Annotated in this window: 10 protein-coding genes, 2 rRNA genes and 1 other annotated feature; of the genes, 9 read left to right on the top strand and 3 right to left on the bottom strand. The window is 38.0% G+C overall.

Annotation, left to right across the window (positions count from 1 at the left end):
* From C9J29_RS23575 to asnB, 5 genes are all read left to right on the top strand, one after another.
* Positions 1 to 114: ribosomal RNA gene (locus C9J29_RS23575) — 23S ribosomal RNA — on the top strand; the annotation flags it as partial.
* Between the two features lie 187 nt (positions 115 to 301).
* Positions 302 to 417: ribosomal RNA gene (gene rrf / locus C9J29_RS23570) — 5S ribosomal RNA — on the top strand.
* A 296-nt stretch (positions 418 to 713) separates the two neighbouring features.
* Positions 714 to 2,177 (top strand): IMP dehydrogenase, encoded by a 1,464-nt coding sequence (gene guaB / locus C9J29_RS23565; RefSeq protein ID WP_008179648.1) that lies wholly within the window; start codon positions 714 to 716, stop codon positions 2,175 to 2,177.
* A gap of 141 nt (positions 2,178 to 2,318) precedes the next feature.
* Positions 2,319 to 3,650, top strand: a complete 1,332-nt coding sequence (locus C9J29_RS23560; RefSeq protein ID WP_083244759.1) for a D-alanyl-D-alanine carboxypeptidase family protein — start codon at positions 2,319 to 2,321, stop codon at positions 3,648 to 3,650.
* Positions 3,651 to 3,750: 100 nt separating this feature from the next.
* On the top strand, positions 3,751 to 5,586 hold the full coding sequence (asnB, locus tag C9J29_RS23555; RefSeq protein WP_107922879.1) for an asparagine synthase (glutamine-hydrolyzing): 1,836 nt from the start codon (positions 3,751 to 3,753) through the stop codon (positions 5,584 to 5,586).
* Between the two features lie 16 nt (positions 5,587 to 5,602).
* Here asnB and pdxR read toward each other — a convergent pair whose 3' ends face one another.
* Entirely contained in the window at positions 5,603 to 7,030 is a 1,428-nt protein-coding gene (pdxR, locus tag C9J29_RS23550) for a MocR-like pyridoxine biosynthesis transcription factor PdxR (RefSeq protein WP_107922878.1), read from the bottom strand.
* Positions 7,031 to 7,133: 103 nt separating this feature from the next.
* Here pdxR and pdxS point away from each other — a divergent pair, with 103 nt between their 5' ends.
* From pdxS to C9J29_RS23530, 4 genes are all read left to right on the top strand, one after another.
* On the top strand, positions 7,134 to 8,018 hold the full coding sequence (gene pdxS, locus C9J29_RS23545) for a pyridoxal 5'-phosphate synthase lyase subunit PdxS (RefSeq protein WP_089987418.1): 885 nt from the start codon (positions 7,134 to 7,136) through the stop codon (positions 8,016 to 8,018).
* A 1-nt stretch (position 8,019) separates the two neighbouring features.
* The gene (gene pdxT / locus C9J29_RS23540; protein WP_090003334.1) at positions 8,020 to 8,583 is read left to right on the top strand and encodes a pyridoxal 5'-phosphate synthase glutaminase subunit PdxT; all 564 of its coding nucleotides are present in this window, start codon (positions 8,020 to 8,022) and stop codon (positions 8,581 to 8,583) included.
* Between the two features lie 49 nt (positions 8,584 to 8,632).
* Positions 8,633 to 8,849: a binding site (T-box leader), on the top strand.
* A 154-nt stretch (positions 8,850 to 9,003) separates the two neighbouring features.
* A complete protein-coding gene (serS, locus tag C9J29_RS23535; protein WP_089987420.1) occupies positions 9,004 to 10,284 on the top strand; it encodes a serine--tRNA ligase in 1,281 nt (426 codons plus the stop codon).
* Between the two features lie 142 nt (positions 10,285 to 10,426).
* Complete coding sequence (locus C9J29_RS23530) at positions 10,427 to 10,915, top strand: transcriptional regulator (protein ID WP_237068917.1); 489 nt, start codon at positions 10,427 to 10,429, stop codon at positions 10,913 to 10,915.
* A gap of 199 nt (positions 10,916 to 11,114) precedes the next feature.
* Here the strand turns inward: C9J29_RS23530 and C9J29_RS24535 are convergent, their stop codons facing one another.
* Both C9J29_RS24535 and C9J29_RS23520 read right to left on the bottom strand, forming a co-directional pair.
* Positions 11,115 to 11,357: a TM2 domain-containing protein gene (locus C9J29_RS24535; RefSeq protein WP_201798435.1), complete on the bottom strand. Its 243-nt coding sequence runs from the start codon at positions 11,355 to 11,357 to the stop codon at positions 11,115 to 11,117.
* A 254-nt stretch (positions 11,358 to 11,611) separates the two neighbouring features.
* Entirely contained in the window at positions 11,612 to 12,748 is a 1,137-nt protein-coding gene (locus C9J29_RS23520; protein WP_107922877.1) for an SPFH domain-containing protein, read from the bottom strand.
* Positions 12,749 to 12,823 lie beyond the last annotated feature (75 nt).

Raw genomic sequence — 12,823 nt, 5'->3', positions numbered from 1 at the left:
TCCCATTACGCAAGTAAGTAAGATCCCTCAAAGACGATGAGGTAGATAGGTTCGAGGTGGAAGTGTGGTGACACATGGAGCTGACGAATACTAATCGATCGAGGACTTAACCAAAAAAGTTTGAAACATTCAATGAACCGTTTATCCAGTTTTGAAAGAATAATTTCTTTTATGAAGGGTTTCAAGATACGAGTAGTTCGAGGAAGCAATGGAGAGAGGGAAGGAGCGTACTCAAGTACGTGACTGACTGAACGACAGCAGCTGACGAAGAAATGCGATGTATATTGAAAGCCGAAAATAGTCTAGTGATGATGGCAAAGAGGTCACACCCGTTCCCATACCGAACACGGAAGTTAAGCTCTTTAGCGCCGATGGTAGTTGGGGGCTTCCCCCTGTGAGAGTAGGACGTCGCTAGGCAATAAAGGCAGTCAGCTGTGTGCTGGCTGTTTTTTTTATTTTAAGGAAATTCTTCATAAATTACAGGATTTTATACAAAAATCAATCATTATCAAAAGATTTAATTGTAAGATCTTATATAACTATATGATGGTCGCTAGTAGTTTTTTATATAGCTATTTATTTGGATTTTCAATTAAAATTTGCTATGATTAAAAGTCTGAATTGTCTTTCTTTTATAAGTTTCTTGACAGTAGCAGTCCACGTTGTTAATCTTACAATTAATATTCTTTTAACTATAGGAGGACGTTACGAAAATGTGGGAGACTAAATTTGCCAAAGAAGGTTTAACTTTTGATGATGTATTATTAGTACCAGCTCATTCCGAAGTATTACCGAAAGATGTTGATTTATCTGTTCAATTAACACCAAAGATTAAATTAAACATTCCAATGATCAGCGCAGGTATGGATACAGTTACAGAGTCTAAAATGGCTATTGCTATGGCACGACAAGGCGGAATCGGTATTATCCATAAAAACATGGGTATCGACGAACAGGCTGAACAAGTAGAAAAAGTAAAACGTTCTGAAAATGGTGTTATTACAAACCCATTCTTCTTAACTCCAACTCATCAAGTTTTCGATGCTGAGCATTTAATGGGTAAATACCGAATCTCTGGTGTACCTATTGTTGACAGTATGGAAAACCAAAAACTAGTAGGAATCATTACAAACCGTGATTTACGTTTTATCTCAGATTACTCTTTAAAAATTGAAGATGTTATGACGAAAGAAGATTTAATTACAGCTCCTGTTGGAACGACTCTAGAGGATGCAGAAAAAATTCTTCAACAATATAAAATCGAAAAACTTCCGATTGTTGATGAAGAAGGTCGTTTAACTGGTCTTATCACAATCAAAGATATCGAGAAAGTTATTGAATTCCCTAATGCTGCTAAAGATACACATGGTCGCTTACTTGTAGGTGCAGCAGTAGGTGTATCCAAGGATACAATGGTACGTATCGAGAAGCTTGTAGAAGCACAAGTTGATATTGTAGTAATCGATACAGCACACGGACATTCAGAAGGTGTATTACAGACAATACGTTCAATCCGTGAAACTTACCCAGAACTAGAAATCATTGCTGGTAACGTAGCTACTGCAGAAGGTTCACGTGCATTATTCGAGGCTGGAGCAGATGTTGTTAAAGTAGGAATTGGCCCAGGTTCAATTTGTACTACACGTGTTGTGGCTGGTGTAGGTGTACCGCAAATTACAGCAGTATATGATTGTGCTACAGTAGCTCGTGAACTTGGTAAAACAATTATTGCTGATGGTGGTATTAAATACTCTGGCGATATTGTGAAAGCTTTAGCAGCTGGTGGAAATGTTGTAATGCTAGGTTCACTTCTTGCAGGTACTTCTGAATCTCCAGGAGAGACAGAAATCTTCCAAGGTCGTCGCTTTAAAGTATACCGTGGTATGGGATCTATCGGAGCAATGGAAAAAGGCTCAAAAGATCGTTACTTCCAAGAGGATGCGAAAAAGTTAGTGCCTGAGGGTATTGAAGGTCGCCTTCCTTATAAAGGACCATTAGCTGATACAATCTATCAACTGATTGGTGGTATCCGAGCTGGTATGGGTTATTGTGGAGCACCACATCTTGAGTATTTACGAGAAAATGCACAATTTGTTAAAATGACTGGTGCAGGTCTTCGTGAATCACATCCACATGATGTGCAGATTACAAAAGAGTCACCAAACTATTCCATGTAATATATTACTTGCAACTTTTATGCTTTCGCATCGTCTACAAAGATGGCGCGAGAGCATTTTTTTATGGCAGAGAGTCAACACGTATGTAGATATCTATGATAAAATGTCGAGGACAAGATTATTTTTTGGAGGGCTTTCAAGGTGAAAAAGAAAATGAACACCGTATTACGCTTACTCCTAATTCCCGTTTTATTAATTGGTATTTTTGCAGGTATTCCTGCAAAGGCAAATGCAGAGACGGATTTAGGACTAACAGTGGATGCTGCAATTTTAATTGACGCAGATTCAGGAAAAATTTTATATGAACAAAATGCAGATACTTCACTAGGTATTGCAAGTATGACAAAAATGATGACTGAATACCTGTTATTGGACGCTATTGATGCAGGGACAGTTAAATGGGATCAAGAATACCACGTAACCGATTATACGTATCGTATGTCTCAAAATCGTGCATTAAGTAATGTACCTTTACGTCGTGATGGTTCTTACACGATTCGAGAATTGTACGAGGCAATGGCTATTTATTCAGCGAATGCTGCAACTGTTGCTATAGCTGAAACAATTGCTGGAACAGAGACTGAATTTTTGAAATTAATGAACAAAAAAGCAGAAGAACTTGGCCTTGAGGGTTATAAGTTTGTCAATTCCACAGGTCTAAATAACGCTGATCTTTTTGGGATGCAACCAGCTGGGACAGGACCAGAAGATGAGAACGTGATGCCTGCAAAATATGTGGCAAAACTAGCCTACCATCTATTAAAGGATCACCCAAAGGTATTAGAAACTTCTCAAATTACTAAAAAGACATTCCGTGAAGGTACAGAGGATGCCATTGAAATGTCTAACTGGAACTTTATGTTACCAGGGTTAGTTTTTGAATATCAAGGTGTAGATGGATTAAAAACAGGTACTACAAACTTTGCAGGCCATTGCTTCACTGGTACTGCAGAACGCAATGGTACTCGATTAATTGCAGTGGTCATGAAGGCTGTTGATGCAAGTGGACAAGGGTCATATAAAGCTCGTTTTGATGCAACAGCAAAATTATTTAACTATGGTTTTTCACAATTCTCAAAACAAGAAATTTTACCAGCAAACTATACGTTTAAAGATCAAAAAACAGTAAAAGTGACAAAAGGTAAAGAAGACAAAGTAGAGATTGCTGTAAAAGAACCTATTTCATTTATGATCAAGTCTTCTGATAAAGATCTCTATAAACCTAAATTGGTTTTAGATAAAAAGAGTCTTGAAGCAGGAGTTAAGAAAGATACTGTTGTAGGGAAGGTCGTTATTGAGCGCACAGAGGGCACAGATTACGGCTTTATCGATGGTAAGGATATTTCATCCGATATTGTTACTACAGGGGCTGTAGAGCGTGCTAGTGGTATCTCATTGTTCTTCCAAGGTGTTGGGAACTTCTTCGGCAATTTATGGAGTGGGATTTCTGACTTCGTTGGAGGTCTATTCTAATCATTAATTAAAAAGCACATGAATGATAACAAACATTCATGTGCTTTTTCACATTTTTGACCCGAATAGCATAGGCTAATAGGCGAAAGGATGTGGCTAAATGTGTGGCATTACTGGATGGGCTAGCTTTCAACAGGATTTAAAGGCAAGTGAAAAAGTTTTGCAAGCAATGACACGAACATTAAACAAGAGAGGGCCAGATGATGAAAATATTTGGTGTAGTGAGCATATTGCATTTGGCCATCGACGGTTAGCGGTTATCGATTTAATAGGTGGCAAGCAGCCTATGAAAAAAATACAAGATGGGGTAAACTATGTCATTACATATAATGGCGAACTTTATAATACGGAAGAGCTACGTAAAGAGCTGCAGAAAAGAGGCCATACTTTCACAACACATTCAGATACCGAAGTGCTATTGACTGCTTATATTGAATGGAAAGAGCAATGTGTAGACTTTCTAAATGGTATTTTTGCCTTTGGTATCTGGGATGAACAGGTGCAATCTCTTTTTTTATGCAGGGATCGATTAGGTGTGAAGCCCCTTTATTTTACAGAGCAACAGGGGGGAATTCTTTTTGCATCGGAAGTAAAGGCTTTACTTGCACATCCAATGGTTGAAGCTACTATTAATACGGAGGGATTAGCAAGTATGATGGCTGTTGGCCCCTCTAGAGCTCCAGGTAAGACTCTTTTTCAAAACATTGAGGAGTTACGACCAGGATATGCAATGCGCTTCTCTAGAGAAGGTTTAAGAAAGTGGCAATATTGGCAGCTACAAAGCCACAAGCATGAAGAATCATTGCAAGAGACGATTGAGCATGTTCGTTTGCTGTTAACGGATGCTATTGAACGACAGCTTGTTTCGGATGTACCGATTTGTACATTTCTATCAGGAGGTCTTGATTCTAGTATTATTACAGGTATTGCTGCAGATAGATTCCAACAACAAAACAATAAATTGCATACGTATTCAATCGATTATGAGGATAATGAACGTTTTTTCAATCCTCATGCATTTCAAACTTCAACAGATACGTATTGGATTCAAAAAATGACCGATACTTTTAAGACGACACATCACGCAGAGGAAATAACCCAGCAACAGCTGATTGATTTACTAGTAGAATCGGTTATAGTTAGAGATTCACCAGGTATGGCAGATGTAGATTCTTCGTTACTATGGTTTTGTCGAGAAATTAAAAGAGACTTTACTGTAGCACTATCTGGCGAATGTGCAGATGAAATTTTTGGTGGATACCCATGGTTTAAAGAAAAAACTACTGGTTTTCCTTGGATTCGATCATTGGCTGAAAGAAATGCATTACTCCAAGAGAAGTGGGATAAAAAATTAAAAATTGAATCCTACGCACAGCAACTATATACACAAACGATTGCAGAAGTCCCGTTGCTAGATGGCGAAAGCCCGGCAGAAGTAAAACATCGTGAAATGTTTTATTTAAATATGCAATGGTTTATGCAGACGTTGCTAGAGCGGAAAGATCGTATGAGTATGGGAGCTAGCTTAGAGGTACGGGTACCTTTTGCGGATCATCGCCTTGTAGAATATGCATGGAATATTCCTTGGGAAATGAAGGATTTAGAAGGCATAGAAAAAGGGTTACTTCGAAAGTCCATGGCACATTTATTGCCTGATGAAGTATTGTATCGTAAAAAAAATCCATATCCTAAAACATATCATCCAGTTTATACAGCAGGTGTGCAAACATGGTTAAGAGAAATTCTTAAAGATAAGAACTCTATCTTACATGAATTATTTGAGCACAAAAAAATTATGGAACTAATAGAATCTGGAGGCAGCTCTTTTAAAATTCCATGGTATGGACAATTAATGGCGGGACCTCAACTTTTAGCATATCTAGGGCAAATTCATACTTGGTTTGAGCATTATCATATTCAACTCATTGAATCCTAATGGGGTCACCCATCTACTATTTGGTTGTAGTAGATGGGTGATTTTTTTGTATTCCCCAACAATCCATTAATTGTTCGATCGATTGTTCAATTACTTGAACAGGTATACCCCCAAAGCCAAGTAAAAATTGTGCTTGCGAGGATTCAACGTAATCTAGTCGATAATCAGATAACGGATAAATACCTATCCCTGCTTGGAAGGCAAGTTGTTGTAATTGTTTTTCTGGCAACTTGTGCTTAACGTCTAATAATATATGCATTCCTGCTTGCTCACCTGTAATTTTAATGGATGATGAATATTTTTCTAAAATAGAAGTAAGCTGTTCATGTTTTTTACGATAAACTTTACGCATCCGATTAAGATGTTTTGCAAAATGACCATCATGCATAAAATTTGCAACAATATGTTGATCAAACCGAGGAACGGTTGATGAATAGTAATTAAAGACATCTTTATATGTAGCAAGTAATTGAGGTGGAAGTACAAAATAGGCTACGCGCAAAGAAGGCATTAACGATTTTGTAAAAGTGCTCATATAAATGACCTTATCGTTTCTATCGAGAGCATGTAGAGCAGGAATTGGTTTTCCAGTATAACGAAATTCCGAATCATAATCATCTTCAATGATATAACGAGATGAGCTTTGTGTCGCCCAATTTAAAGCCTGTGCACGTCTAGTAGCGGATAATACTGCACCAGTAGGAAATTGATGTGATGGTGTAATATAAACAACATTAGCTTGTGTTTGCTCTAGCTGTTGAATGATGATTCCTTCCTCGTCGACGGCAATAGGATAAACTTTTCGTTTATGCTGAGAGAACATACGATGCACAGCCGGATACCCTGGGTTTTCCAATGCAAAGCATGTATCATCACTAAAAAGACGTAAAATCATAGGCAGAAGCTGTTCCGTACCAGAGCCAACGACAATTTGCTCGGGGTTACAGACAACTCCACGTGATTGATATAAATAATTTGCAATTTCAGTTCGCAAAGAAAGCTCCCCCTGAGGCTCACCTGTTAATAATAATTTCTTTGAGCCTTCATCAAACAGCTCCTTGGCATATTTTCTCCAGATCTGAAATGGGAAAGCATCGATATCAATAGAACCAGGATTAAAATCTATTTTGTATGATTTTTTTTTAGGCTGTTCATTGAATGGGATGACCGTGTCCTGCTGGATATAGGGTAGTTCATCTATTTCTTCTACAAAATAACCTACACGAGATTTGGACATAATATAGCCTTCTGCAAGAAGCTGTGCATAGGCAATTTCAATCGTTGTTTGAGAAATATTCAAAAAATCGGCTAATTTTCTTTTTGATGGTAATTTTTCGCCTACTGCAATTTTTTTGGAAATGATAGCTTCTTTAATGCCGTTGTAAAGCTGATCATATAGCGGTTTATCGCCATTCCGTTCAAGCTGAAATAAAAGCATATCCATATGCTAAAAACCCCCTGACCCTATGATTTTTTTGAAAACTGGATATTTTTATATGGTCAATTTCTATTATACTAAATTTCATCATAAAGGTGGAGGTTAGACAATGAAACAGACAGGTACAGATTTGGTGAAGCGCGGTATGGCTGAGATGCAAAAGGGCGGCGTCATTATGGACGTGATTAATGCTGAGCAAGCAAAAATTGCAGAGGCGGCAGGAGCAGTAGCAGTAATGGCATTAGAAAGAGTACCTTCAGATATCCGCAAAGCAGGAGGTGTTGCTCGTATGGCAGATCCTCGTATTGTAGAGGAAGTACTGGGAGCAGTTTCCATCCCTGTGATGGCAAAAGCTCGTATTGGTCATATTGTAGAAGCTCGTGTTTTAGAAGCAATGGGCGTTGATTATATTGATGAAAGTGAAGTGCTCACACCAGCAGATGAAGAGTATCACTTATTAAAAAGTGATTATACCGTACCATTTGTGTGTGGCTGTCGTGATCTAGGTGAAGCAGCCCGTCGTATTGGTGAAGGAGCAGCAATGCTACGAACAAAAGGTGAACCAGGAACAGGGAATATTGTGGAGGCAGTTCGACATATTCGTAAAGTAAATGCCCAAGTTCGTAAAGTAGTAGGCATGACAGAAGATGAATTAATGACAGAGGCAAAATTACTAGGAGCACCTTTTGAATTATTAAGAGAGATCAAACGTCTTGGTCGTTTACCAGTTGTTAACTTTGCTGCAGGTGGTGTAGCTACACCCGCTGATGCGGCATTAATGATGGAACTTGGGGCTGATGGTGTTTTTGTCGGTTCAGGTATCTTCAAATCTGATAATCCTGAAAAATTTGCACATGCGATTGTGGAAGCAACGACGCATTACAAGGATTATAAGCTTATTGCTGAAATATCAAAGGAACTAGGCGTACCGATGAAGGGTATTGATATTGCACAGCTTGGGCAACATGAGCGCATGCAAGAGCGAGGCTGGTAGGATGAAACGAATTGGCGTTTTAGCCTTACAAGGGGCGGTACGAGAGCATATTCACATGCTAGAAAACCTTGGCTGTGAAGCTGTTGAAGTAAAACAGAAGCCGGACTTAATAAAACTAGATGGGCTTGTATTACCTGGTGGTGAAAGCACGACTATGAGAAAGCTGTTGGATCGTTTTGAACTACTAGAGCCTATACGAGAACTAGCGCAACGAGGCTTGCCCATGTTTGGGACATGTGCAGGATTAATATTAATGGCCAATACTTTAGTTAATGATGAACCGCATTTAGCAGTTATGGATGTGACAGTTGCGAGAAATTCATATGGACGCCAGGTTGACAGCTTTGAAGTAAAGCTCGATATCCCTAAAATAGGTAAGGCAATTCCAGCAGTTTTTATTCGGGCACCTCATATGGAGACAGTCGGAAAAGATGTTGAAGTTCTCGCAGAGCATGAAGGTAAAATTATTTTAGCACGGGATGGACATTTACTAGGTTGTTCATTTCATCCCGAATTAACATCAGACACACGTATTCTTGAATATTTTGTAGCATCTATGGTATGACTTGCAAAATTTGTTTTCATATAGTACAGTATGGTTAAAATTTAATTAACTGAACACGATGATAGGAAGTAGTAGCAAGCACGTTTTTTTTAGAGAGTCAGCGGTTGGTGGAAGCTGATAAAGGCACTTGTGAATCCGTCCTGGAGTTGCACAGTCGAAGTCAATGAAGTAGGCTGCTGCCGGCTGGAATGCCGTTATAAAATAAGTGGATTAGACATTGTGTCTAGTCAATTAGGGTGGCAACGCGGGTAGCTCTCGTCCCTTTATGGGATGGGGGCTTTTTTGTGTTTATCTTGATTCAGCCAAATGCAGCCCCTCTACAGGGCTATCTATTTTGATGTTCAATTGACCACTGAATCAAGCTAAAGAAACAAGATGCAACAATTCCCCATCATTAAGAAACTACTGGAGGTATGATCGATGTTAGATATTAAACGCGTGCGCGATAATTTCGCCGAAATTAAAGAGATGCTATTAACACGTAATGAAGATTTAGGGAATTTAGATGACTTTGAAAATTTAGATGCAAAGCGTCGTGAGCTAATTGCTAAAACGGAAGAACTGAAGGCAGAACGAAATAAAGTATCTGAGCAAATTTCTGTTATGAAGCGCAACAAAGAAAACGCAGATGAAGTGATTGCTCGTATGCGTCAAGTGGGCGATGAAATTAAAGAACTTGATATTCAATTAAATGATGTGGAAGATCGCTTTAAAGATATGATGATGCGCCTGCCTAACGTTCCTCATGAATCTGTACCAGTGGGTACGACAGAAGATGACAATGTTGAGGAATATACATGGGGTGACATTCCGGCATTTGATTTTGATATTAAAGCACACTGGGATTTAGCTACAGATCTAAAAATTGTGGACTTCGAACGTGGTGCCAAAGTAACTGGTAGCCGATTCTTATTCTACCGTGGTCTTGGGGCCCGCTTAGAACGTGCGTTGATGACATTTATGATGGATTTACATGCAGAAGAGCATGGCTATGAGGAAATGCTGCCACCTGTGATTGTAAATCGCGATAGCTTAACAGGTACTGGACAGTTACCTAAGTTTGAGGAAGATGTATTTAAATTAGAGGAAACAGATTATTTCATGATTCCAACAGCGGAAGTACCAGTAACAAACTTCTACCGTGATGAAATTTTAACTGCTGAAGCTTTACCACAAGGTTTTGCTGCATACAGTGCATGTTTCCGTTCAGAAGCGGGCTCTGCAGGTCGTGATACACGTGGTTTAATCCGTCAGCACCAATTTAACAAAGTGGAATTAGTTCGTTTTGTAAAACCTGAGGAGTCATATGAGCAGTTAGAGCTATTAACGGGTCATGCTGAAAAGGTACTACAATTACTAGGCTTACCATATCGTAAATTAAAAATGTGTACAGCCGATTTAGGCTTTACTGCTGCGAAAAAATATGATTTAGAAGTTTGGATTCCAGCACAAAATATGTACCGTGAAATTTCTTCTTGTTCGAACTTTGAGGACTTCCAAGCACGACGCGCAAACATTCGCTTCCGTCGTGACCCAAATGCAAAACCAGAATATGTCCACACATTAAACGGTTCAGGACTTGCGATTGGTCGTACAGTTGCCGCTCTATTAGAAAACTATCAACAAGCTGATGGAAGCGTAGTAATTCCTGAGGTTTTAAGACCATATATGGGTGGCAAAGAAGTAATTGCCCCAAAATAAACAACTGATCCAGGCTATTTTAGACGAACCTTTACACGGGAATCTAAAATAGCCTTTTTTCAATTCCAAAATTGATAGCTCTCATAATTTTTGAAGATTCGTTATAATGGGTAATATTCATGGGGACAAGGGGGAGAAATTCATGAATTTACAGCAATTTGCTCAGGCTTTAAATGAATTTGACAATGTCTTAATTACTGACGATAAAGGCTGTGCAATATTTTATGATTTACCAGATTTAAATATATTAATGGAAATCGGCTTAACACCAGATGAATTTTTTCACAGTACTGTAACTGATAATTATCAAAATTTATCACCTGAAACAAGCTCCGTTTTTAAAGTATTGCAAACGGGACAACCAATTTTATATTACGAACAACAATTAACAACCTTGAATGGTTTTAGTTACTTATCATTAAGTTCAACCTATCCAATAATGGAACAGGGCAAATCCGTTGGTGCGATTGAATTTTTAAAGCATTTTTATGAAAGTAAGCAAATAAAATACTTAGATAATTTCCTGGGACATAAACTATATCGAGATAATTACACGGCGTATCGCCTAGAGGATTTTATTACGACAAACGCGGACATGAAGGAGCAGCTCGATAAGGCACGCCGCATGTAAAGCCATTCGCTACATATATCGAGGGCGAATGCGTTTTTGGACAATCAACGATTCAAGCTACACATTAAGTATCTATATAGATGCTGTCGCTGCTATGACACATTTTATATATATCGCCATTCCCTTAAATATAATAAAGAAGGTGTCTCACTAGGAGGTACCTTCTTTTCTTTTAGTTAGAAACTACTGTTATAAAATGTTAGCGAGTGCGAACTTTATGTTTCACAGAGAAATTATGTTCACTAGAGAGTAAGTAAATAATACCTTCAATAAAAGATATAATGACAGGTATATAAGTCCAGCAGAAAACTAAATAAAGAATCCCTTGGAAAACCTTCCCTAAATAAAATTTATGAATACCGATACCGCCAAAAAATATAGCGAGGAAACCAGCTAAACCTTTACTTTTTATAGGCCATGAAGGATCAATACCATCATACATAGGAGCTTGTTGTGGCTGCGCTTGATAGGCAGGCTGTACCGCTTGTTGAAAAACAGGCTGTACTGGTTGTTGAAAAGCAGGTTGTTGCACCCTTGGTTGTTCGTTTTGGAAACTGAATTTTTCCCCGCAATATTTACATTGAGATAATGTGATATCAGCAGGTGCACCACATTGTGGACATTCGATATTGCTCATGTTAATACCTCCAATTATTTTCTAAGTACAGAGTCGAAAAATTAGTGTGATTAAAACTGTTAAATGGGATGAACCTGAGCACCACAGTTATTACAAAACTTAGAATTAACATCTATTTCTTGTCCACATGAACAAACAGGTTTCAGTAAACTAGTTCCACAAGTACTGCAGAATTTTGAAGATTCTTCGTTTTCATTGTGACAGGAATGACAAGTAATAACTTTTCGCACTAAATTTTCCCCACATAAATTGCAAAACTTACTGCTAGAAGAAATACTGCCATGACAAGCAGGACAAATCTTATGCGTAGGCTGATGACCAGGTTGCTGTACTTGTTGGTTCATCATGGATGCCATGCCTTGTCCTACACTCAAGCCAACTCCACCAGTTGCAAATATACCAGCTACTCCATTTTCATTTGATGCGGCTGACTCATAAACATCAAAGCTACGTTGGGTAATATAACGATTGTCCCCCATAATTTCAAACTTAGCTTTATCCTGTAAAATTTCATTAATTTCTTCAAAATCTTCTTCAGGGAAATTAATAGATTGAATATGGAAATGCGCTGTTATAAAGCCATACTTAATAAATTCTTCTGATACTTTTTCTTTTAAGCTATTTGAAATGTTTTGAAGCTCTGGAGTTATCTCCAATGCAGAAATTTTCTCATTAATAATCTTATTTGCAAGTTCGGTTTTTACAGATGTAATAAGAGAACCTTTAAAATAATCCTGTACTTTTTCGAAGCTAACAATATCATCTTTATTCATAGAGCCTATCACTTCTGAAAAGAATACTAAGTAATCATCAAGTCGTAGAGCTAATTGCCCAAATGCTCTTATACGCAATTTTACAAAGTATTTTGGATCAATTAACTGAATAGGATCAGTGGTTCCCCAATATAAATCCATTTTCACAGTTAGATTTATAAAGTAAATCTCTGCTGAGAAGGGAGTTTCCCCTCCATATGCTAAATTTACAATGTTATGAAGTATGGGTAGGTTATTCGTAGATAAAACGTGCGTTCCTGCATTAAAAACATCACACATTTGACCACCTTTTACAAAAATGGCTACTTGTCCTTCATGGACGATAAGTGTGGTACCAAGTACTAGCTTGTCAGTTGGATGCTTGTAAATTAACCAATCACGTGAGCGTAATCCGTCAAATTTCACTCTATCAAAAATAGGCATTAACATTAAACCCCCTATTTATTTACTAATAAATCAAAATTATAACTAGTTATATTCTCCCTTTTGAGTTTATGT

This window comes from Lysinibacillus fusiformis, from assembly GCF_003049525.1.
GTDB lineage: Bacteria > Bacillota > Bacilli > Bacillales_A > Planococcaceae > Lysinibacillus > Lysinibacillus fusiformis.
The sequence above is the reverse complement of the archived record's forward strand: the minus strand, read 5'-3'. Positions and strand labels throughout refer to the sequence as shown.